The organism is Microvirga arvi (assembly GCF_016892765.1).
Taxonomy (GTDB): domain Bacteria; phylum Pseudomonadota; class Alphaproteobacteria; order Rhizobiales; family Beijerinckiaceae; genus Microvirga; species Microvirga arvi.
The window spans coordinates 146681-168346 of sequence record NZ_JAFEMD010000004.1 but is presented as its reverse complement, the minus strand read 5'-3'; the positions used below and the strand labels follow the sequence as shown (position 1 = coordinate 168346).

Annotated in this window: 19 protein-coding genes; 3 read left to right on the top strand and 16 right to left on the bottom strand. The window is 62.9% G+C overall.

Annotated features, from left to right (window positions below; genetic code table 11):
• Window positions 1–693: 693 nt before the first annotated feature.
• On the top strand, window positions 694–1887 hold the full coding sequence (locus ILT44_RS04145; RefSeq protein WP_204238308.1) for a 2OG-Fe(II) oxygenase: 1194 nt from the start codon (window positions 694–696) through the stop codon (window positions 1885–1887).
• Window positions 1888–2158: 271 nt separating this feature from the next.
• Here the strand turns inward: ILT44_RS04145 and ILT44_RS04140 are convergent, their stop codons facing one another.
• From ILT44_RS04140 to aldA, 7 genes are all read right to left on the bottom strand, one after another.
• Window positions 2159–3847, bottom strand: a complete 1689-nt coding sequence (locus tag ILT44_RS04140; RefSeq protein WP_204238307.1) for a GMC family oxidoreductase — start codon at window positions 3845–3847, stop codon at window positions 2159–2161.
• 42 nt (window positions 3848–3889) lie between these two features.
• Window positions 3890–4978: a mandelate racemase/muconate lactonizing enzyme family protein gene (locus ILT44_RS04135; protein WP_204238306.1), complete on the bottom strand. Its 1089-nt coding sequence runs from the start codon at window positions 4976–4978 to the stop codon at window positions 3890–3892.
• A 33-nt stretch (window positions 4979–5011) separates the two neighbouring features.
• Entirely contained in the window at window positions 5012–5986 is a 975-nt protein-coding gene (locus ILT44_RS04130; RefSeq protein ID WP_204238305.1) for an ABC transporter permease, read from the bottom strand.
• Between the two features lie 8 nt (window positions 5987–5994).
• A complete protein-coding gene (locus ILT44_RS04125; protein ID WP_204238304.1) occupies window positions 5995–6996 on the bottom strand; it encodes an ABC transporter permease in 1002 nt (333 codons plus the stop codon).
• Window positions 6989–8518 (bottom strand): sugar ABC transporter ATP-binding protein, encoded by a 1530-nt coding sequence (locus ILT44_RS04120; protein WP_204238303.1) that lies wholly within the window; start codon window positions 8516–8518, stop codon window positions 6989–6991. Before ILT44_RS04120 ends, ILT44_RS04125 begins: the two co-directional genes overlap by 8 nt.
• A 69-nt stretch (window positions 8519–8587) precedes the next feature.
• The gene (locus ILT44_RS04115; RefSeq protein WP_239467882.1) at window positions 8588–9568 is read right to left on the bottom strand and encodes an ABC transporter substrate-binding protein; all 981 of its coding nucleotides are present in this window, start codon (window positions 9566–9568) and stop codon (window positions 8588–8590) included.
• Window positions 9569–9645: 77 nt separating this feature from the next.
• A complete protein-coding gene (gene aldA / locus ILT44_RS04110; RefSeq protein WP_204238301.1) occupies window positions 9646–11118 on the bottom strand; it encodes an aldehyde dehydrogenase in 1473 nt (490 codons plus the stop codon).
• A 375-nt stretch (window positions 11119–11493) separates the two neighbouring features.
• Between aldA and ILT44_RS04105 the strand changes: the two genes are divergently transcribed.
• Window positions 11494–12231 carry an FCD domain-containing protein gene (locus tag ILT44_RS04105; protein WP_204238300.1) on the top strand — a complete coding sequence of 246 codons (738 nt, stop codon included), beginning with the start codon at window positions 11494–11496 and terminating at the stop codon, window positions 12229–12231.
• Window positions 12232–12337: 106 nt separating this feature from the next.
• On the top strand, window positions 12338–13486 hold the full coding sequence (locus tag ILT44_RS04100) for a glycerophosphodiester phosphodiesterase (protein ID WP_204238299.1): 1149 nt from the start codon (window positions 12338–12340) through the stop codon (window positions 13484–13486).
• Between the two features lie 69 nt (window positions 13487–13555).
• Here the strand turns inward: ILT44_RS04100 and ILT44_RS04095 are convergent, their stop codons facing one another.
• From ILT44_RS04095 to ILT44_RS04055, 9 genes are all read right to left on the bottom strand, one after another.
• Window positions 13556–14014, bottom strand: a complete 459-nt coding sequence (locus ILT44_RS04095; protein ID WP_204238298.1) for a YbaK/EbsC family protein — start codon at window positions 14012–14014, stop codon at window positions 13556–13558.
• A 125-nt stretch (window positions 14015–14139) separates the two neighbouring features.
• Entirely contained in the window at window positions 14140–14994 is an 855-nt protein-coding gene (locus ILT44_RS04090) for an oxidoreductase (protein ID WP_204238297.1), read from the bottom strand.
• A 78-nt stretch (window positions 14995–15072) separates the two neighbouring features.
• Window positions 15073–16053, bottom strand: coding sequence for an isoaspartyl peptidase/L-asparaginase family protein (locus ILT44_RS04085; RefSeq protein WP_204238296.1), 981 nt, complete (start codon window positions 16051–16053; stop codon window positions 15073–15075).
• A 3-nt stretch (window positions 16054–16056) separates the two neighbouring features.
• Complete coding sequence (locus ILT44_RS04080; RefSeq protein WP_204238295.1) at window positions 16057–17112, bottom strand: DmpA family aminopeptidase; 1056 nt, start codon at window positions 17110–17112, stop codon at window positions 16057–16059.
• Window positions 17112–18008 (bottom strand): polysaccharide deacetylase family protein, encoded by an 897-nt coding sequence (locus tag ILT44_RS04075; protein WP_204238294.1) that lies wholly within the window; start codon window positions 18006–18008, stop codon window positions 17112–17114. Before ILT44_RS04075 ends, ILT44_RS04080 begins: the two co-directional genes overlap by 1 nt.
• Before the next feature lie 49 nt (window positions 18009–18057).
• Window positions 18058–18813 (bottom strand): SDR family NAD(P)-dependent oxidoreductase, encoded by a 756-nt coding sequence (locus ILT44_RS04070; RefSeq protein WP_204238293.1) that lies wholly within the window; start codon window positions 18811–18813, stop codon window positions 18058–18060.
• Entirely contained in the window at window positions 18810–19826 is a 1017-nt protein-coding gene (locus ILT44_RS04065) for a ketopantoate reductase family protein (protein ID WP_204238292.1), read from the bottom strand. The genes ILT44_RS04070 and ILT44_RS04065 overlap by 4 nt, the downstream gene beginning before the upstream one ends.
• The gene (locus tag ILT44_RS04060; RefSeq protein ID WP_204238291.1) at window positions 19826–20521 is read right to left on the bottom strand and encodes a creatininase family protein; all 696 of its coding nucleotides are present in this window, start codon (window positions 20519–20521) and stop codon (window positions 19826–19828) included. Before ILT44_RS04060 ends, ILT44_RS04065 begins: the two co-directional genes overlap by 1 nt.
• Window positions 20518–21504, bottom strand: a complete 987-nt coding sequence (locus ILT44_RS04055; protein WP_204238290.1) for a GntR family transcriptional regulator — start codon at window positions 21502–21504, stop codon at window positions 20518–20520. Before ILT44_RS04055 ends, ILT44_RS04060 begins: the two co-directional genes overlap by 4 nt.
• Window positions 21505–21666: the final 162 nt, after the last annotated feature.

Here is a 21666-nt window from a genome sequence, read left to right as displayed (position 1 = left end):
CCTGCGCCGCAATCAGGCACCATGGACCAAGGTTGGGGCGATTGTCGGACCAAAGACAGATCTCAACCTTTTTGCTGCCCCCTACTGTGGGGATGACCGCTGCGTGTTGATCCTTGTATGTGCGGTCGGACCGCCGGAGGCAGCTCCCTCTGCCTCCGGCAGTCTTGGCGCCTCGTCGCTGATGATGAATTCCATCCAACGGCCGATGGGAAATCGTGGGGCCGGTTTCGCGTGAGGCTCCCGTGGGACTCCAAAGAAAAAGGCCACTGCGTCCAGTGGCCTAGAGTTAGAAGCCTGGGCGCTCGCGGAGCCCTGCAGGGCAGCAAAGGTCGCGGCGCTTCGACCTCATCCCTTTAGGCATCGAAGCTGGCGTGAGGCTTGGCTCGGTCAGAGATCGCTCGCACGTCTGCCTGCGGCCATAATAAAACCCCCCAGCCGAGAGGTAGGGGCTCTCAGCCAAGGCGATCTCCACGCGTGGCGGCGATGGTGATGATCGGCTGATACGCGACGCGCCCGGTACAGGTACCCTGGAACGGCGAGGGGGACCTTCCCTAGCGGCTCCGGAGCGGTTCCAGACCGGGCGCTACGCGGAATTGCGCGGCTAATTTCCAAATTGGTGTCAGACTTTCGTCCCTTTCAGAAGCTCCCTCGACCGGGCTAACAATCTGTCAATCATAGATGGGGCAACCGTTCATGAACCAGATAACCAGCACGCCTGAGACCTACGTCAATCTCGGGCCGGGCGATCCGGCCCCCTGGTTCAAGCAACGATCCCCCAGCAACCCGCGGTATTCCTTCGACATGGTGGCGGGCCGCTACGTGGTGCTCTGCTTCTTCGCCAGCAGCGCCGATCCTCGCAGCCGGGCGGCCTTGGATGCTGTCGTGAGGCATCGTGCCTTGTTCGACGATAAGCATGCCTCCTTCTTCGGGGTCAGCATGGATCCCAAGGACGAAAGCGCGGGGCGGGTGCGCGAGAGCCTGCCGGGGCTGCGCTTCTTCTGGGACTTCGACGGCACGGTCGGGCGGCTCTATGGCGCATTGCCTGTCAACGCACAGCCCGGAAGCGGTCCCGTCGCCGTGCAGCGGCTTTGGATGGTGCTCGACCCGACGCTGCGGGTGCGGGCGGTATTCCCCTTCCGGCCGGATGGCAGCGATATGGATCAGGTGTTCGCCTGCCTGGGCAGCCTGCCGCCGCCGGAGCGGTTTGCCGGGTTCGAGATCCCGGCCCCGATCCTGATCATCCCGAACGTGTTCGAGCCTGAATTCTGCCGCCGCCTGATCGGCCTGTACGAACAACATGGCGGCCGGGAGTCGGGCTTCATGCGCGAGGTCGACGGCAGGACCGTTACAGCCCACGACCCGAACCATAAGCGGCGCAAGGACTACAGCATCGAGGATCTGGCGCTGATGCGCCAGATCCAGCAGCGCATCATCCGGCGCGTGAACCCGGAGATCGAGAAGGTGCACTTCTTCAGGCCGACCCGCATGGAGCGCTACATCGTCTCCTGCTATGCGGCGGAGGACGGCGGGCATTTCCGGGCGCACCGGGACAACACCACCAAGGGCACGGCCCATCGCCGCTTCGCGGTCTCGATCAACCTGAACAGCGATTTCGAAGGCGGCGAGGTGAGCTTCCCGGAATACGGCCCGCGCAGCTACAAGGCGCCGGTTGGCGGAGCCGTGGTGTTCTCGTGCCCGCTTCTGCACGCCGTATCGAAGGTCACCGTTGGACAGCGTTATGCCTTCCTGCCTTTCCTCTATGATGAAGAGGCGGCAAAGGTGCGAGAGGCCAATAGTCCATCTCTGGAAGGCAGCGAGCCCTATGAGGCCAGTTCTGCGCCTGTCGGCCTTCACCCAGCGGACCACGCCGGAACAGAAGGACGGTGAGCATGATCGCGGCCGATCTGCTGAAGGATCGGCGCCCGGGCGTGCAGCATCATTCGGTGCGTGCCGCTTTCACGGTCGGCGACGAGAGCGGGAGCGTCTCGGCGATCTCAAGCTGGTCCCGGGCATGCCCGTGGAGGGGCTGATCCAAAACGGGCTGCCGCACGGTGTTCTCGAACCTGAGGAAACCGGTCGCCGACAATATGGCCAAGGCTGTCCGCGGTGAGTGGCCGCCGAAAAGGATCGGGGCGCCGAAGGCCCGGTTCTTGTTGTCTCAGCTGATCGTGGCGATGCTCATGTCCCCGTGTTCGGACAGGCGCGGTCCGAACTGGGACGTGCTGATGGTCGGGCGGCCGGTGATGAGTTCCGCGCAACGGCTTCCGAGCATCATGGCGGGCGCATTGGTGTTGCCCGCATTGATGTTGGGCATGGCCGAGAGATCGCAGACCCGCAGGTTCTCGATGCCGCGGAGGCGAAGCCTCGAGTCGAGAACCGCCATGGGATCGCTCGCCCTGCCCATCCGGCAGGTTCCGCTCGGGTGATAGTTCGTTTTCACGAAGCGGCGGCAATGCTTCATGATCGCCTCGTCGCTGAGGTCGTTCGGATCAGGAATCGAGACGCGCTCGATCCGCTCGGCCAGGGGCGTGGTCTGGAAGGCCCGGATGAAGAAGCGCTGACCATCGATCATCGACCGGGCGTCGTCGGGATGACTCAGCAGATTGGGTGAGACCAGCGGCATGTCATCCGGATCTGCGGAGCGCAGGCGAACGTACCCGCGGGATTTGGGCTTGACCACGACCGTCGTGATCGTCAGGCCATAAGTGTCCTCGACGAGGTTGAGCGTATCCCGGTCCAGATAGACGATCGGCACACAGAACGCCTGGATCGTCGGCTCGCCGTCAGGGTCGGTCGGGTTGACGAAAGCGCCGGCCTCGACACCCGCCGAGAGGATCGGGCCTGAGCCGAAGAGGCGGAAATGGATGCCGTTGAGGAGCATCCGCCAGCCGACGCCCTGCTTGTAGTAGCCGTAGGGCCCGTTGGCCTTTGCAATGATCGGCACCTCCGGGTGGTCGATCAGGTTTTCGCCGATGCCGGGAAGGTCGGCGATGCAGGCGATGCCGTGCTTCCGCAGCTGGTCGGCAGGGCCTATCCCCGAGAGCATGAGAAGCTGCGGCGTGACGAGGGCTCCGGATGCGATGATCACCTCGCCATCCGCGTAAACCTGATGGTCCATGCCCTTCGCGTCCCGATAGGTGACACCAATAGCGCGTCCGTTTTCGATCTCGATCTTTCGTACCCGCGACTGGAGGCGGATGACGAGGTTCGGATTGTCCGCGAGCGGGGCGAGAAAGGCATAGGCCGCGCTGCTGCGTCGGCCACGGCGGTTCATGAACTGATAGAAGCCGACGCCCCTTTGCTTGGGGCCGTTGAAGTCCGGATTGAAGGGTTCGCCAAGAGCCTGGATGGCCTGAACGAACCATCGCGACATGTCGTTGATGTGGCCTGGGTCCGACACCAGGAGCGGTCCGTCCGCGCCGTGCAGCTCGTTGTAGAACCTGTTGTTGCCCTCCATGGTGCGAAAGTGGGGCAGAACATCCGGCCAGCTCCAGCCCGGATAGTCGTTATCCCCATGCAGCATCTCGTGCCACTCGTCGTAATCGGACGGTCGGCCGCGCATGTAGACCTGCGCGTTGACCGAGGAGCCTCCACCCAGGACATTGGCCTGGGGGATGTCGTGCACGCGGCCGTCCAGGTGCTCCTGCGGCACCGTATGATGATACCGCATGTACTTGCTGCCATTGATCATCTTGAAGATGCCCGGCGGCATGTCGAGAAGCGGATGGCGATGGGAATAGCCGCCCTCGAGCAGCAGCACACGCCTGCCTTCGTTGACGAGCCGTGCGGCGGCCACGGATCCCGAGGAGCCGCCGCCGACGACGATGTGGTCAAAACGCTCTTTCATGCCTGCATCCTGCTTCAAGTGCACTGGAGGAACTTCGATACCTCAGGCCCTTATCTTTTCGAGGCCCTTCCAGTCGAAGGCGATGCCGTGACCGGGACGGTCCGGCGCCAATGCGAAGCCATCCTGAATCGTGAGGGGCTCGGCAATGTAGCGCTCAAGACCGAAGCCGTGGGCTTCGAGGTAGGAGCGGTTCGGGCAGGCGGCGAGAAGATGCACGGTGACGTCGTGGGCGCCATGGCTGGTGACCGGAAGATTGAACGCCTCCGCCAGATGGGCGATCTTCATGAAGGGGGTGACCCCGCCGCAATTGGTGACGTCGGGCTCCGGATAGGTTACCGCGCCGCCGGCCACATAAAGCTTGAACTCCCAGAGCGTCCGCAGGTTCTCGCCGGCCGCGATCGGCAGCCCACCCTCCCGCACGATGCGGGCATGACCCGCCGGATCGTCGGGGATGGTTGGCTCCTCGAGCCAGGTGAGGTCGAAGGGCTGAAGAGCACGCGCCGCACGAATGGCGCCATCGACGCTCCACTTCATGTTGGCGTCGACCATCAAGGGGAAGCTGGCGCCGAGGTGCTCGCGCATGGCCTTCACCCGCTCCACATCCTCGAACAGGTTGGCGCGGCCGACCTTCATCTTGATGGCGCGAAACCCTTTTCCGAGATTGTCGTCGGTCTGGCGCAGAAGCTTGTCGAGGGGGAGTTCGAGATCGATCCCGCCCGCATAGCAGGGCACTTTGGAATCGAAGCCCCCGAGAGCCTTCCAGAGCGGGAGGTTGGCGCGCTTGGCCTTGAGATCCCACAGGGCCATGTCGAAGGCGGAAAGCGCCAGGACCGTCGGCCCGCCGCGCCCACCGTAATGGAGAGCCCACCAGGCCTTGTGCCAGAGACGCTCGATCTCGTCGGCCTCTTCGCCGTCCATGATCTCGGGCAGTTCGCGGGCGAGGATCGTGTCGATGGCGGCACCGTTGCGACCGACCGTGAAGGTGTAGCCGACGCCCTCGGCACCATCGGCATCGCGGATGCGCACCGTGTTGAGCTCGAAGGCTCGCATCTCGCCATGCATGGAATCGGTCAGGACGGTCGGCAGCGGGATGCGGTAGAAGCCGGGTTCGATGGAGGTGATCCGGGGCATGATTGTCCTTCTCGATGATGGAATGCGTCGCCGTCAGGCAGCCTCTTCCGCGCGCATGCTCAGCCGGGCCTGAATGGCGACGACGAGCAGCAGGAAAGCACCGCGGATGACCGACTGCCAATAGGCTGAGAGGCTGATCCAGCCGAGGCCGTTCTCGAAATTCAGGATGTTGAAGATCAGGCCGAGGAGGAGCACGCCGGCGAGTGTCGAGCCGACGGAGCCGACGCCGCCGGTCAGGAGCGTGCCGCCGACGACCACAGCCGCGATGGCAAACAACTCCCAGCCGACACCCTCGATGGGCTGCCCTGCGCCGAACTGCGCGGCGAGGATCACGCCTGCAAGGCCGGCGAGTCCGCCGCTCGCCAAGTATACAAGCGCCTTCACCCGCTGAGCCGGCAACCCCATGAGGCGGGTCGCATCCTCGTTGCCGCCGATTGCAAGCACGGTGCGCCCGAACGAGGTCAAGTTGAGGACAAGAGAGCCGAGAAGATAGGCGATCAGGGCAATCCACGCCGGAATGGGAAAGCCTAGGAAATCGCCCTGACCGAGTTCGACGAAGCCCGATTCATACGACACGGAGACGGACTGGTTTCCGGCCAGAAGCAGCGCGCAGCCGCTCGCCGCCAGCATCGTCGCCAGGGTGGCGATGAAGGGCAGGATGTTGAGACGTGTGATGATGAAGGCATTGCAGGCGCCGACCGCCAGCCCCGCCGCCAGCCCTCCGAGCAGTCCGGGCACGACGCCATAGGGGGAGAGCAGGGCGGCGACGACACTGCCGAGGGCTGCCGTCGACCCTACCGAGAGATCGATGCCGCCGGTGATGATGACGAAGCACATCCCGAGCGCCACCAGCGCGAACATGCTGTTGTAGCGAAGCACCGAGAGCACGTTGAACGTGCCAAGGAAGTTCTCGTAGCGCAGCCAGCCGAACAGGATCAGGGCAAGAAGCGCGAGGAGCACGCCGTAGCGCCCGATGCCCTGAAACAGTTTGAGCGTGGTATTGTTCATCGGCGACCTCAGCGATGGCTCTGCCGCTGCAGCCAGACGGCCAGCACGATGATGCCGGCCTTGGCCACGAGGGCGGCCGCATCCGGGACCCCGTTGGCCAGCAGCGTATAGCGGACAAGCTGAATGATGAGGGCGCCGACCAATGTGCCGATCACCGTGGCCCGGCCTCCGGTCAGAAGGGTGCCGCCGACGGCCACCGCAGCAATGGCGTCGAGCTCCATCCCGAGGCCGACGAGATTGGCGTCGGCGGCGGAATTGCGGGCGATGACGATGAGCCCCGCGATGCCGGAGAGAAGCCCGCTGATCAGGTAGACGCGCTGCTTCACGGAAGTCACGGGAATACCGGAGAGCCGGGCCGCTTTCTCGTTGCCGCCGATAGCGAGGATCTGCCGGCCAAATACGGTGCGCCTCAGCATCCAGGCCGCCGCAGCGACGATGACGATCATCAGAACAGCCTGGAAGGGAATGCCGAAGACACGCCCGAGACCGATGAATTGGAAGTTCGGCAGGTTGAATACCTGCAGATTGCCATTCGTGAGGACCTGCGCGATGCCCCGCCCTGCGATGAAGAGCACCAAGGTTGCGATGATCGGCTGGATCCGCAGGCGCGTCACCAGCCAGCCGTTGAACCAGCCGAATGCTGCCGCAACGACAACAGGCACCACGAAAGCCAGGGCGATGCCGACGGCCGGATGAGGCAGTGGAAAGAGCTTCCCGAGGAAAATCAGCGGCGCCAGCGACCCGGCAATCGCCATGAGCGCACCGACCGAGAGATCGATGCCGCCGGTGGCGATGACCAGGGTCATCCCGACGCCGACGATCACGATGGCGCAGACCTGCGTGAGGTTGACGTTGAGGGTCTGCCAGGTCGCGAAGTTCGGCGTGATGGCGAGGTTGACCAGGATCAACAGCGCCAGGGCGATCCAGGCTCCATGGCGCGTGAGCAGGCTCCCGATGTCCAGGCGGGACGTCCTATGCGCGGGAGGCAGCGTGGTCGCGGATTCAGCCATGGGCGGCCTCCTGGGCTTCCTCATGCCCATGCGCCATGGCTGCCATGACCGTCTGTTCATTCACGGCATCGCCCTTCAACTCCGCAGCCGTGTGGCCATCGCGGAGGACGAAGATGCGGCTTGCCGCCTCCACCACCTCCTCCAGCTCGGAGGAGATCATCAGAACAGCAAGACCCTGACCGGCAAGCTCCCTGATCAGGCTGAGGATCTCGGCCTTGGCGCCGACATCGATGCCGCGGGTCGGCTCATCGAGGATGAGCAGCTTGGGACTCATGCAGAGCCAGCGGGCCAGGAGCACTTTCTGCTGATTGCCGCCGGAGAGTTCCCGGATGCGCTGTTCGGGCCCAGTGCAGCGGATCCCGAGACGCCTGATGAAACGGTCGACAACCTCCCGGCTTCGTGCCTCATCCACGATGCCGCGCCGCGCCAGCTGCGGCATGAGCGCCAGCGTCAGGTTCTCGCGCACCGACATATCGGGAATGATGCCCTCGAGCTTTCGATCCTCCGAGCAAAAACCCATGCCGGCTCGAATGGCGTCCAGAGGAGCGGAAATCGTGTTCTCCGTCCCCGCGAAACCGATGGTTCCCGCATCCGGCTTATCGGCTCCGAAGACGGCGCGCACGGATTCCGTCCGGCCTGCACCGAGAAGGCCGGCGAGGCCCACGATCTCGCTGGGGTGCACGTCGAAACTGACGTCGCGGACTTTGCGGCCGATGGCGAGATGACTGACCTTCAGAACCGGCTCGCGGACATCATCCCGTGCATTGCCCGCATCATGACCTTCGTGAAGGACCTGTGTGAGTTCGCGCCCGAGCATGGAGGTGACGAGGTCGAGCCGCGACAGCTGGGCCATCGGTGCGACCGGCACGGTGCGGCCGTCACGCATGATGGTGACACGGTCGCAGACGGCGTAGAGCTCGTCGAGCTTATGGCTCACGAAGATGACCGAAACGCCGGAAGCCTTAAGCTGACGGATTACGCCGAACAGCACCTCGACCTCGCGCTCGTCGAGGGAGGAAGTCGGCTCGTCCATGATGACGAGCTTGGCGTCGAACCCGATCGCGCGGGCAATGGCAACCATCTGCTGTACGGCGGTCGGGTAAGCCATGAGCGGGCGGCGTACGTCGATGTCGATACTGAAGCGGGCGAGGAGGGTGCGCGCCTCCTCATGCATGGCGGACCAGTCGAGCAGACCGAAGCGGCGCTTCTCCCGGCCGAGGCAGATGTTTTCCGTCACGGACCTGAAGGGAACCAGGTTGATTTCCTGGTAGATCGTGCTGATGCCGGAGCGCTGCGCTTCCTGAGGTGAAGAGAATTCCACCGGCCTGCCATCGAACAGGATCTCGCCCGCATCCTTCCGGTAATAGCCCGTCAGGATCTTGATCATGGTCGACTTGCCGGCACCGTTCTGGCCGATCAGCGCGTGAACCTCGCCCTTCTCCACCACGAGCTCGGCCGTGCGCAGGGCCGGTATGCCGGCGAAGCGCTTGTCGATGCCTTGCATGGAAAGAAGCGGCACCATGGAAGCTCCGTTCAAGGGTCCGGCCAGACGAGAAGGCGCTGCCTGATGGTACAGGCAGCGCCTTTGCGTTCAATAGGCGTCGGCGATGAGCTGCGCCGCGTTCGCCTTGTCGAAGAAGCGGTCGGTGTTCACCACCCACGGCTCGATCTGCTCGCCCTTGGCGTAGCGAGCCAGGGTCTCGAAAGCCTTCGGCCCGAACTTCGGATTGCACTCGACGGTGGCGAGCATCTTGCCGTCGATGATGGCCTGCAGCGCATCTCGGGTGCCGTCGACGGAGACGACGATCACGTCCTTGCCCGGCTTCTTGCCCGCCGCTTCGAGCGCTGCGATCGCACCGATCGCCATCTCGTCGTTATGGGCATAGATGGCCGTTGCGTCTGGATGCGCCTGCAGCAGGGTCTCAGCCACCTGGCGGCCCTTGTCGCGGGCGAAGTCACCTGATTGGGATGCGACGATCTTCATTACGCTATGGGCCTTGATGTAATCCTCGAAGCCTTTGCGACGGTCATTGGCCGGCGAGGATCCGGTAGTGCCCTCGAGCTGGATGATCTTGGCGTTGCCGTTCATGGCCTTGGTCAAGGCCTCGGCTGCGCGCTTGCCTTCATCCACGAAGTCAGAGCCGATGAACGTCACATAATCACGGCCTGCCTTGGCGAGGCTCTGGTCCACGTTGCGGTCGAGGAGAACGACCGGAATGCCAGCCTTCTTGGCGGCCATGACAGCCGGGATCAGGGGCTTCTCCTCGCGAGGCGCGAGGAAGATCAGATCGACGCCCTGAGCGATCATGGAGTTGACGTCGGCCACCTGCTTGGCGGCAGAACCCGCCGCATCGGTGTAGACGAGCTGATACCCGAGCTTGGCGGCCTCGGCCTTCATGCTCTCCGTCTGCGCGATGCGCCAAGGATTGTTCGACTCGGTCTGCGCGAAGCCGACCTTGTACTTATCTTTCTGTTTCAGCTTGGGCAGCTCCTGCGCCGATGCGCCGCCAAGTCCCAGACCAATGGCAGCGACACCCGTCGCGAGGGCAAGGAATGTCCTTCTCAGCATCATTTTCCTCCATCAAGTTATTTATGCCCCGTTGTCGGGGTTCTTGAGGTGTTGCCGCCGCTGTCTATGGCTGCGGGTCGTCACCAGCGGACATAAGCGGTCTGCTTCCGCAGGTATCCGTCGAAACCGTACTTGCCGTCCTCACCGCCGAGACCCGAATGCTTCCAGCCGGTGTGGAAGCCTTGCACAAGCTCGCCGCAGGGGCGATTGACATAGAGTTCGCCGAAGGAGAGCTCCCGCGAGAGCCGCATCACCCGGCGAAGATCATTCGTGTAGACATAGGCCGATAGGCCGTAGCTGCTATCGTTGGCGAAGCTCAGCGCCTGCTCGAAGCTGTCGACCGTCATGACCGGAGCAACCGGGCCGAAGATCTCCCGCTGCATGACGGATGCCTCGTTGGTGTCGACGCGAAGGACCGTCGGCTCGAACCAGTGGCCGCGGGAGAAGTCGCCTTCCGTCAGGCGGCGTCCTCCGGCAAGAACCTCAGCGCCGGCCGCGATGGCGTCGTTCACCATCTCCTCGACCTTGTCGACCTCGGGCCGGTTTACTTTCGGTCCCATATCGGGATTGGTCATCGGATCGGCGAGCCGCATCTGCTTCACGCGGGACACGAACTTGTCGAGGAAGGGCTCCGCAATGGCCCGATGCAGGTACATGCGCTCGTTGCAGGTGCAGATCTGGCCGCAATTGGTGAAGCGCGAAACGATGGCCGCCTCCACGGCCGCGTCGATGTCCGCGTCGTCGAGAACAATGAAAGGTGCCTTGCCGCCGAGTTCGAGACGGACAACCTTGAGTTCCTGAGCGCCCGCCGCATAGATCTCCCGCCCGGCGCGGACGCTGCCCGTCATGGTGATCATGGCGCTGATGGGCGAGCGCACCAGCGCATCGCCCACCGTGCGGCCGTCACCCGTAACCACATTGAGCACACCCTTTGGAATTCCGACCTCATGGGCGAGGCGGGCAATCTCGAGCGCCGACAGGGGGGTGGATTCGTGCCCCTTGACCACCATGGTGTTGCCGGCGACGAGGGCAGGGCCGATCTTGCGCGCCGCCAGGGCTGCCGGATAGTTCCAGGCCGTGAGGCCAACGACCACGCCGAAGGGAACGCGGCGGATCCAGACTTCCTCATTCTGGAAATCGGACGGAAGGATATCGCCTTCGATGCGGCGTGCGCTCTCCGCCGCGAAGGTCAGAAACGTGATGACCGCGTCGATCTCGCCTGCGGCTTGATTCAGGGGTTTGCCCTGCTCAAGCACGACGATGCGGGCGAGATGCGCCTTTTCCCGTTTCACCGCTGCGGCAAGGTCGCTGACATAGCCGGCGCGAACGATGGGCGGGAGGGCCGCCCACGCAGGCTGTGCACGCCGCGCTGCCTCCAAGGCCGCCGTTGCATCATCGACCGATCCGGCAGGGACGGTGGCGAAGACAATTTCATTGGCGGGATTCTCGACATCGGAACGCCCCGAGGAACGACCATCCGTCCAGGCGCCGTCGATATACATCTGGTAGTGGGTCACGGTCTCCGCGCGACCGGTGAGAGAAGAGCCGGTCATAGCCGTCCCTCGCAAAATTCCGGGCAAGGAAGTTGCCTGTCAGAGGTCGACGGAAGGGTGCCGTGTGATGGCGTCACCAGTCTCTCTCCCTGTGTGCTCAAGCGGAGCAACGTCAAACCAAACCCCAGTTTATGGACTATTTGGTTCGACCGAAAATAAAATGGTCAGACAGCCAATAGCTGTCAAGGGCCATGGTCTAGGGATTCTAAGCTTCAGAAGTTCTGGATTGAGGTGAATTCAGGCGGATCTTGGGCTGATCTTGTCGTGCCATGATAGATTTTGGTCGGACCATATGGTAGTTTTACTTTGCCCGTAGATCAGCTTTGGCTTATCCGGCATGGAAGCCAGGAGCTGAATGGCAGGAACGAGGTGACCATGGACCAGAGCGAAAAGCTGCATGGGCACGCAACGATGGGGGCAGGGGCGCGTCGGTCGGATGCGGTGGCAGCCGAGCTGGTGCGGATAATCCAGTCGGGCGGGCTTCAGGAGGGAGAGCGCCTTCCGGCCGAGCGCGATCTGATGCAGCGATACGGCGTGAGCCGAGCCGCCATTCGAGAGGCCATCGTCTCCCTGGCCAACCGCGGTTTGATCGAAACCCGCCTCGGGCACCGGCCCGTCGTGCGAAAACCCGATTACGAAATCGCTGTCGACAAGGTCGGAAATCTCGTCGGCCATCTTATGGTCGACCGGAAGGGGGTCTGGAATCTCTTCGAGACGCGCATCTTCATGGAAGCCGCGCTGGCCCGTTGGGCGGCCAAACATGCGCGACGCGATGATCTTGATGAACTCCGTGCGGCGCTTGAGACCAACCGCGCAGCAATCGGAAACTCGGTCCTGTTCGATGAGACCGATGTGGCCTTTCATGCGGTTCTGTACAGCATCCCGGGAAATCCGATCTATCCGGCCATTCACAAGGCCTATGTGGAATGGCTGACCGAGCACTGGCGCTCGATGAAGCGCGGCTCCGGCATCGACCAGATGAACTATGCCGGGCACGAGGCTGTGTTCGAGGCCATTGTCGCTCGCGATCCGGACAATGCCGAGGAGGCCATGCGCCGGCACCTTGTCGCTGCATGGGAATTTGTCAGATCAACCTTTTCATCGGATAACTGACCCGACAACGCTTGCTCCAGGAAACAACTGGGATAATTCCTAGGGACGGAATGGTCATCACGGCGTCACAGAAGCGTCGCTAGAGACCTCCCCAGGAGGAAAGCCCATGAACTATCTCGCACTGCTCGGATCCGTGACCGCCCTTCTGCCGGTGATGATCGGGTCATCCCTTGCTCAGGAGAAGACCCTCACAGGCGCACCGACCCTTGTCGTCGCTCACCGCGGCGCAAGCGGCTATCTGCCCGAGCACACGCTCGAAGGCTACAAGATGGCCATCGAGATGGGAGCGGATTTCATCGAGCCCGATCTCGTCGTGACCAAGGATGGTGTTCTGATCGCCCGGCACGAACCGATGCTGAGCGGCACGACCGATGTCGCAAACCGGCCCGAGTTCGCCTCCCGCAAGACAACCCGCAAGGTTGATGGCGTTGATACCTCCGATTGGTTCGCGAGCGACTTCACCCTGGCTGAAATCAAGCAGCTTCGTGCCAAGCAGGCCATGGCCGACCGCGACCAGTCGAAGAACGGGCAGTTCCAGGTTCCGACGCTTCAGGAGGTGATCGACCTTGCCAAGAAAGAGGGCTCCGCGAGAGGCAAGGCCATCGGCATTGCTCCTGAGACAAAGCATCCAACCTTCCATGCGGCCCTGGGGCTTCCGATCGAGGACAGGTTGGTCAACGTCCTGAAGGAGGCCGGCTGGGGCGATGCTTCGGCGCCGGTCGTGATCCAGAGCTTCGAGGTGGCGAACCTGAAATATCTCAACACCCGGATCGATGTGAAACTGGCGCAACTGCTTGATGCGGAGGACGTGGACAAGGACGGCAGCATCGTCCTCAGCGCGCCCTATGCTCAGCCCTATGATTTCGTGGTGGTCGGCGACAAGCGCACCTACAAGGACCTGCTGACGAAGGATGGCTTGGCCGAGGTCAAATCCTATGCCGACATCCTCGCGCCATGGAAACCTTACATCCTCCCCACCAACCAGGTTGACCTGAACAACGACGGCAAGGCGGACGATCTTAACGGTGACGGAAAGGCCGATGAGCAGGACCGTGTTCTTGCTTCACCGACGAGTGTCGTGAAGGACGCTCATGCTGCAGGACTCCAAGTCTTCACCTGGACCTTCCGAAACGAGCCGAAGCGCCTGGCATCGACCTTCAAGGGCGATCCGTCGGCCGAGTACAAGGCGTTCTATGCTCTCGGCATCGACGGGCTCTTCAGCGATTTCCCGGACACTGCCGTGAAGGCGCGCTGATCTTACAGACTTCCAGTCGAAACGCCCGGCATCGCCCCCGATGCCGGGTTCTTCCGCCGGTGGAGGTCCTTACTGGCACACATCCACCCAATCGGCACCGACGAGGTCGGCCATGCGCTGCGGGTTGATTCGCACGGCCGTATGGATGGAACCTGCAGCCGGGACGACTTCGTCGAAAGCCTTCAACGAGATGTCGCAATAGACGGGGAGGGGCGTTGCCAATCCAAAAGGGCAGACCCCTCCGACAGGATGACCGGTCAGGGCCTGGACCTGCTCCGCATCCAGCATCGACGCCTTGCCGCCGAATGTCGCCTTCACCTTCTTGTTGTCCAGTCGCGCAACGCCGCTCGTGACCACGAGGAAGCTCTTCCCTCCGACGCGGAGGGACAGGGTCTTGGCGATTTTCTCCGGCCCAACGCCGTGCGCTTCCGCCGCCTGGGTGACCGTGGCGGTGCTCGTCCCCATTTCGATGATCTCGATTTCCGGTGCGTTCTGGGCGAGAAAGGCGCGAACGGATTCAAGGCTCATGGCCGAAGGCCTCCTTTCGAAAAGATGTGAGAAGTGAGGGCTGCGCCAAAGCGACGAACGCCCATCACACGGGGTCGCAATATTCCCATGATAAGTGCCGTCTCGAAGGATGTGCAAATCCCGATCTAGCGTTCGCTTTCCGGATAATCTGCGCTACGGCTCGTCTCGGCCCAGCCGTCGATCTCGGCCAGAGTTTCGTTCAGCTTATTCCGGATTCCGTCGAGGGCGATGGAGCCCAGCACAAGATGCCTGGGCGGGTTGTCCGCTTCGACCATCTTGATGATCGCCTCCACGGCGCGGACGGGGTCGCCGGGCTGCTTGCCGCTGATACTGGCCGTCGATGCGAGGCGGGCTCCCACCGTGTTCTGATAATCGGCGATCGTCGGACGCCGCTGCTGCAGGGAGCGCCCCGCCCAATCGGTGCGGAACGGACCCGGCTCGACGCAAGTCACCTTGATGCCAAGCGGAGCCACCTCCCTGAAGAGCGAATCCGACAGGCCCTCCACCGCATGTTTGGTCGCTGCATAATAGCCGGAGCCCTCGAAGCCGATGAAGCCTGCCTGGGAAGAGATGTTGACGATATGGCCGCGTCGGCGAGCGCGCATGCCGGGCAGAACCGCGCGCGTCATGGCCGCGAGGCCGAACACATTGGCCTCGAACTGGGCGCGGATCTCGGCATCGTCGCCTTCTTCGATGGAGGACTGGTAGCCGTAGCCGGCATTGTTCACCAGCACGTCGATGGCACCGAAGCGGCCCTCCGCTTCCTGGACTGCAGCGGCGATCTGGTCAGGCTTCGTGACGTCGAGGGACAGGGCGAGAGCCTGATCCCCATGACCGTCGACCAGATCCTGAACCCGGCTCGCATCCCGAGCCGTCACGACGGCGCGCCAGCCCCTGCGGAGCACCTTTTGGGCGAACTCCCGGCCGAATCCGGTTGAACAGCCCGTGATGAACCAGACGGGATTGTCATTGAGCGGCATGTGCGATCTCCTCTGCCAAACGAGTGCGGGAGGGGCATATAGGGTCGGATCTATGGCCGTGAACCGGCTCCTCCGTCTTCATTTTCCGACAATCTGAAAGTCGACAAGAGGCTCGTCGTAGATCCCGGTGAGGAGCCTGCCGTTCCCTTTGACGACACCGCGATACATGCCGGAGCAGTTGAAGGGGAGGGATACGTTGCCGGCGCGATCCACGGCGATGATGCCGCCCGAGCCACCTGCCGGGGCGAGCATATCGATCACGACCGCATGCGCTGCCTGGTCCAGGGACTGACCCGCATAGCGCATGCGGGAGGCGATCTCGTGGGCCGCCGCATAGCGGATGAAGATCTCGCCATGTCCAGTCGCAGAGATGGCGCAGGTCTCGTTATCGGCCCATGTTCCGGCACCGAACACAGGGCTATCGCCCACCCGCCCGGGAGCTTTCGCCGTCATGCCACCCGTGGATGTGGCTGCCGCAAGATTCCCGTTGCGATCGCGTGCCACTGCGCCGACCGTGCCGTGCTTGCGCGACTCGTCCAGGTCCTCAGCGCCGCTCCTGCGCATGGCAAGCGTCTCCTGCAGGGCTTGCCAGCGTTGTTCGGTGAAGAAGTAGGAGGGCTCTTCGAAGGCTAAACCCTGCCGGCGGCAGAACTCCATGGCGCTCTCGCCGATGAGGAGGACGTGTCCGGAATGCTCCATCACGGCTCGCGCGGCGAGGATCGGATTGCGTGGGCCGCAGATTCCGGCAACAGCACCGGCGGCACGATCGCGGCCATCCATGACGGCCGCGTCCATTTCCTGCTTGCCGGCCGACGTGTAGACTGCGCCGCGCCCGGCATTGAAAAGGGGCTCGTCTTCGAGAGCCATCACAGCGGCGGTGGCTGCGTCAAGCGCGCTGCCGCCATCGGCGAGAACGATACGTCCCGCTTCGAGAGCGCGGCGTAGGCCTGCGTGATAGGCGGCCTCCCGTTCCGGCGTCATCTTGCTGCGCAAAATCGTGCCTGCACCGCCGTGTATGGCGAGCGCGAAATCGTTGCCTGGTATCGTGCTGCTGGTCATGGGTCATGCGTCCGATGAAGAGAGTGAAAGTGCGTCGACCAGGGCAGGGCGGTAATGCCAGGAGCGGCCGGTCATGGAGCCGGCGGCGACCAGCGCATCCAGAACGGCCTCCTGCGTGGCATCGGCCATCGCCTCGAAGAGCAGGTCGATGCGGTTCTCATTGAGGATGCGGATGTCGACCAAGTCCGACTTTTCGTCATGCAAAAGAACATTGGCCGTCGTGAAGCCAAGCGCAATGTCGCCACTGCCGTGACCCCAGAAGGAACCGAGCCGAGCAAGACCGACGCCGGAGCGGCGGATGATTCGCTTGAGTTGCCGGTCGCTCAATGGAGCATCCGTGGCTGCGATGATGATGATCGAGCCCTTCTCCGGGGCACGCTTCTCCATGTGCCCCTTGGGGGGAGCGATGATCCTGCCGTCGGGAAGGCGCAGGTCCCCGGAACGCCCGAAGTTGGATAGGACGAGAATACCCAGGTGATAGCTTCGGCCGTCGAGATCGATGCGTCGGGATGAGCTGCCGATGCCGCCCTTGAAGCCGAAGGTGCTCATGCCGCAACCGGCGCCTACGGAGCCGACCTCGAAATGGGATGACGCGCGTGCCAGAGCAGCGCGCGCATGCTCCTCCGTGACGGCAAGGGCCTGGATGTCGTTCAGATAGCCGTCGTTGCACTCGAAGACGACCGGGTTCACGGTGGCGGTCTCGCGGCCGATGTCCGGATTGTGCTCAATGGCGTGGCGCACCAGCGCCGTGCAGCAGGTGCCGACCGAGAGAGTATTGGTGAGAAGGATCGGGGTCTCGATGGTACCCAGTTCCTCCACCTGCACCAGACCAGCGCTCTTGCCAAACCCGTTGAGCACATGAACCGCCGCCATGGGCTTCTCGCGATAGAGATTGCCGCCGTGTGGAATAACTGCTGTCACCCCTGTACGGATTTCCCCTTCGACGAGAGTGCAATGGCCGACACGGACGCCCGGCACGTCCGCAATACTGTTCAACTCACCCATCGGCAGGGCGCCGCAGGCAAGACCAGCATCGCGGGCACGAGGATGGGACTTCATCAGGAGCCTTGCTCCTTCACGAAAGCCGCGATCTCCGCATGGGTCGCCACCCATACATCCGAGCGCCGTGTGATCTCCTCCAGAAGCTTTTCGAGAATCCAGATGCGCGAGCGGTAGCCGGTCACATGCGGATGCATGGTCAGAAGGAACAGCCCGCCTTCCTCATAGGCTCGCTCGAACTCGCGGAGGAAGATATCATAGACGGCGGTCGGCGGGGTGTGCGGGCGCAGACCGTTGAAGCGGTGCATGTTGAAGTAGACGGCGTCGTCACGGATCCACTCCACCGGCAGTTCGACGATGCCCGTAGGTTCGCCCTGCTCCAGCAATTCGTAGGGATCGTCATCGGCCATGAGCGAGGAATCGTAGAGCAGGCCGAGCTCGCGCTCGATGCGGAGCGTGCTCGGGCTGAAATCCCAGGACGGCGTACGCAACCCCACAGGGCGCATCCCGGTGATCCGCTCCAGGGTATCGGCGGCGCGGAACATCAGGTCGCGTTCGATCTCGTAGGGAAGCTGGCTGTTGAGCTCATGAATCCAGCCATGGATGCCGACCTCATGGCCTTCCGCAACGACCCGCCGCTGCTCGTCTTCGTAGAGGAGGGCGGCCACGGCAGGGACGAAGAAGGTTGCCTTGGCATCGTATTTGGCGAGGGCGTTCAAAATGCGCGGCACACCCTGACGATTCCCGTACTGGCCCTGCGACATGCGGCCGATGGACTTGCCGCCGTCCCGCAGCTCGTTCGTCTCATGGTCGGAATCGAAAGAGAGGGCGACGGCGCAGCGGGCGCCGCCCTTCCAACGGGCAGGCTTCAGAGAGCGACCGGCTCGCACATAATCCACCTTGCCGCGCCAGGTCTGTTCATCCCAAGCCCAGGGCTGGCTGTTCATATCGTCCATGGTGCTCTCAATTCCTTGTCTGAAATGATCCGTAAGATTGGCTACGGCGTCAGGAGCGACCGCCATCGACCGAGATGATCTGCCCAGAGATCCAGGCTGCTGCATCCGAGGCCAGGAACATCACGGCATTGGCGATGTCCCGGGGATACCCAAGGCGACGAGTGTGAATGCCCTCGACGAGACGCGCCTGACCTTCAGGACCATAGCTCTCCCATTGGCGTTGCGTTGCCGGATTTGACAGGACGAAGCCGGGCGCGACGCTGTTCACGGTAATGCCGAACGGTCCGAGTTCGAAGCTGAGCTGCTTGGTCAGTCCGACAAGTGCATGCTTGGAAGCGGTATAAGCCTGGATGCCGGTGAGGCTCGGGCGCAGACCGGCTCCGGACGAAATGTTGACGATGCGTCCGAACTTCCCGCGCTTCATATGTGGAGCTGCCGCCTGCGAGCACCAGAATGCACCATGCACATTGGCTTCGAACAGAACGAGCCAATCCTCCTCGCGTACCTCCTCGATAGGCTTGGCCACCTGCCCGCGAACGCCGCCAGCGCAATTGACGAGGATATCGATGCCGCCGAGGGACGCAGCCATATCGGCGAAAACGGCGGCGACTGCGCCACGATCCGCAAGGTCGAGGGTGCGGGTCGCGTTGGCGCCGGACTCAGCAGCGATGCGCAGACCGGCTTCGTCCAGATCGAGCGCCCAGACATGGGCGCCTTCAGCCGCGAGCGACTGGACAATGCTGCGTCCGATGCCCTGCGCTGCCCCGGTGACGGCGACACGGCGATTGGCGAAATCGAGTTTCATAGCTTCAGCATCTCGTCGAGAGTGGCCCAGGATTGCTCACGCCGTCCGTCTTCGATGTCATGGATCAGGCCGACCAGCTTGCTGATGGCAGGTGTCGGGATACCGGCATCCCGGCCGAGGGTCGCGATGATGGCGATCTGGGCGTCGACCTCCGTCTTCCGCTTGCGCACAGCGAGATCGCGCCAGATGCCCGAATGGGTCTTGGCCGTGTGCCGGTTGAACTCCGCCATGTCGGCGACGGAGCTCCGCGCGGCCGCCTCGTCGGCTCCGGGCATGAAGGCGTCGGGATTGAAGCCGTTGAAACCCAGCGGCTTTACGCCACGAGCCTTGGCGACTGCCATCACTTCCTGTCCGAGGCGATGATAGACCGGGAAGTGGCGCTCGGAGGCGAGATTCTCCGACATGGAGGCATTCGTCAGCGCCGTGGCAAAGAGCAGGGAGCCGTAACCGAGCTTGCCCCAGAGATAACCCCAGATGTTCTCGGTAAGCACGGCTTCGGGCTCGAAGATCGAAAGCAGGCGGTGATAGTCGCGCACTGCCTCGCTCGCCTGCCCGTCGAGCCCGCCGACTGCCACCGCAGCCCGGTTGCCGAAGAGAATGCGGCCGGGCTCCAGCCAATCAGCACCGAAGTTGACAAAGCAGCCGACCGTACGCTCGGCGCCGACTTCCTCGGCGATGGTGATCTCGTTGAGGCCGTTTTGAGCGGAAAGAATCGTGCCATCCTCCTCCAAATGCGGTTTCACCGCACGGACGGCATCGCGGGTGTGATGAGCCTTGACCGCGAGGATGATGCGCTTGAACTTTCCTGTCACCGCGCCGGGCAAGGCGGCCTTCACGGGCTGACGGAAGGTTTCCACAGGACCTTCGATAAGAAGGCCCTCGCGCTTCATGGCTTCCACATGCGGCTCGACGATGTCGACGAGCAGAACATCCTCGCCAGCGCGGGCCAGATAGGCGCCGAGGGTGCCGCCGATAGCGCCCGCACCCCAGATCAGGATCGTGTTCTCGTTCATCACCAGTTCTCGATCAGGGCGCGGGTCTCGTCGATGGCGACCGACCAGATGGCATGCATGTCTTCGTCGGAGCGCTGGAAGTAGCCGCCGAAATTGCCGTCCTGCAGGATCTCACGCACGCCTTCCGGACCGAAGGTCCGCATGCACTCCAGATCGACCATGGGCTTCTGGTGGGACGGCTGCTCGATGCCGGGTAGGCGCGTCCAGGGGAAGTTCTCCATCCAGGATGCATGCGATGCGACGGGGTCAATCTCCTTCACCTTCTCGAAAGTGCGCGGAGCGTTCCACCAATTGTGGAACTTCACGCGGCACTCAGGATTGGCGCCCATCCATTCGATGGCTGCCGTATGGCCCGGAGTGTTGCCGCCATGCCCGTTGACGAAGAGAATGCGGCGGAAGCCCGTGCGTTTCAGCGAATCGAGGATGTCCGTGATGATGCGCAGATAGGTGTCCGCCTTCAGCGAGACCGTGCCGGGATAGGCCATGAAATAGGGTGTGATGCCATAGGCCTGAACTGGGAAGACAGGAACGCCGGTGGGCGCAGCGGCTTCCGCAGCGACACGTTCTGCCAAGATGCTGTCGACGGACAGGCTCAGGTAAGCATGCTGCTCCGTGCAGCCGAGCGGGACAACGGCGCGATCATCCGTCTTCAGGTATTCTTCCACCTGAAGCCAGTTCATCTCACTGATCTTCATGAAGCCTCTTCCTCTTGAGAAACGATGGATGAGCGCAGGCGCTCGATGATGGGCAGGAGCGTGGCACGAATCGCATGCGGATCCGGTACATAGCGGAATTCCATGGCCTGACGTTCCGGCGGCAGCAGCTTCCTGACGGTCGCCTCGGCACCGCTCGCATAAACCGCCACGTCGACCTGAGCGAGAAAGGCCGAGAGGTCGGGTGCCGTGATCAGGCGTACATCGACCTCCGAGACATGAGGTGCAAACCGCAGAACCCCGGGCTTCATCAGAGCTGTGAACTCGGGAAAGATCGACACGATGCCGATGCGTGCCATGGGGTCGATCATCGCAAGCTTGGCCCGCGTCTCTTCCGCAGGGATGAAGCTCAGGCCGAGGACAGGGATGCCACTGGGCACGAGATGCTCGACCTCACCGCGGCGATGCGCCAGCGTCACGCAGATGTCGCAGGGCATGGGGAAAGTCTCGCCTGCATGGAGGGCGTCCACGGTCGTCACCACGATGGTGTCGTCGGAGCCGAGGTGGTCCTGAATGCGATTGGCGTATTGCTGAGTCGTTTCGATGAAATTGCCCACCATCACGAGACGGAGCGGCCGCGTCGGAGTTGGACCACGTGCGGCGCGGGCATTCACGAGCGAGGAAACGACAGATGGTGCAAGGCCCAGCTGCCCGGCTTCGTTGAAGAGCGTTTCGATGCGGCGCTGGATCTTTCGGATCGCATGGGAGCGAAGGCCGTCGCTGTTGTGCCCATCGCCCACATAAGTGCCTGCCCCTGGCTTCGCTTCGATGAGGCCTGTCTCGCGCAATTCCCTGTAGACGGTTGCGACCGTCATGTGCGCTATGCCGGCGCGCTCGGCCAGTTCCCGCACCGAGGGCAGGCGCTGACCGGTCGGCAGTTCGCCCAAGGCAATCCCGAACTCGATCAGCCCGCGCAGCTGCGTTCCGAGCGGCACGGGAAGAGACCGGTCGAGGGAGCCCGCCAAGTTGGCAAGGATGCGCTCGTCTTGGCTCTGTTCCGAGCCACCATAACGGATGCCTTCGTAAGCGTCAGCTGCTGGTTGAGGTTTAGGCAAGGGGCTGTTGACTTTTCTTGTTAGAGTGACCTACCGTTCTAATCGATAAGAACACCTTGGACGAAAAGCCAG

Coding starts and splice junctions, on each gene's coding strand:
- ILT44_RS04135 (WP_204238306.1), bottom strand. CDS start 4,978: ATGCCCCGGATCACCTCCATCGAACCCGGCTTCTACCGCATCCCGCTG.
- ILT44_RS04090 (WP_204238297.1), bottom strand. CDS start 14,994: ATGCCGCTCAATGACAATCCCGTCTGGTTCATCACGGGCTGTTCAACC.
- ILT44_RS04140 (WP_204238307.1), bottom strand. CDS start 3,847: ATGAAAGAGCGTTTTGACCACATCGTCGTCGGCGGCGGCTCCTCGGGA.
- ILT44_RS04105 (WP_204238300.1), top strand. CDS start 11,494: ATGGACCAGAGCGAAAAGCTGCATGGGCACGCAACGATGGGGGCAGGG.
- ILT44_RS04125 (WP_204238304.1), bottom strand. CDS start 6,996: ATGGCTGAATCCGCGACCACGCTGCCTCCCGCGCATAGGACGTCCCGC.
- ILT44_RS04120 (WP_204238303.1), bottom strand. CDS start 8,518: ATGGTGCCGCTTCTTTCCATGCAAGGCATCGACAAGCGCTTCGCCGGC.
- ILT44_RS04065 (WP_204238292.1), bottom strand. CDS start 19,826: ATGAACGAGAACACGATCCTGATCTGGGGTGCGGGCGCTATCGGCGGC.
- ILT44_RS04130 (WP_204238305.1), bottom strand. CDS start 5,986: ATGAACAATACCACGCTCAAACTGTTTCAGGGCATCGGGCGCTACGGC.
- aldA (WP_204238301.1), bottom strand. CDS start 11,118: ATGACCGGCTCTTCTCTCACCGGTCGCGCGGAGACCGTGACCCACTAC.
- ILT44_RS04075 (WP_204238294.1), bottom strand. CDS start 18,008: ATGGACGATATGAACAGCCAGCCCTGGGCTTGGGATGAACAGACCTGG.
- ILT44_RS04070 (WP_204238293.1), bottom strand. CDS start 18,813: ATGAAACTCGATTTCGCCAATCGCCGTGTCGCCGTCACCGGGGCAGCG.
- ILT44_RS04060 (WP_204238291.1), bottom strand. CDS start 20,521: ATGAAGATCAGTGAGATGAACTGGCTTCAGGTGGAAGAATACCTGAAG.
- ILT44_RS04080 (WP_204238295.1), bottom strand. CDS start 17,112: ATGAAGTCCCATCCTCGTGCCCGCGATGCTGGTCTTGCCTGCGGCGCC.
- ILT44_RS04100 (WP_204238299.1), top strand. CDS start 12,338: ATGAACTATCTCGCACTGCTCGGATCCGTGACCGCCCTTCTGCCGGTG.
- ILT44_RS04115 (WP_239467882.1), bottom strand. CDS start 9,568: ATGATGCTGAGAAGGACATTCCTTGCCCTCGCGACGGGTGTCGCTGCC.
- ILT44_RS04085 (WP_204238296.1), bottom strand. CDS start 16,053: ATGACCAGCAGCACGATACCAGGCAACGATTTCGCGCTCGCCATACAC.
- ILT44_RS04145 (WP_204238308.1), top strand. CDS start 694: ATGAACCAGATAACCAGCACGCCTGAGACCTACGTCAATCTCGGGCCG.
- ILT44_RS04095 (WP_204238298.1), bottom strand. CDS start 14,014: ATGAGCCTTGAATCCGTTCGCGCCTTTCTCGCCCAGAACGCACCGGAA.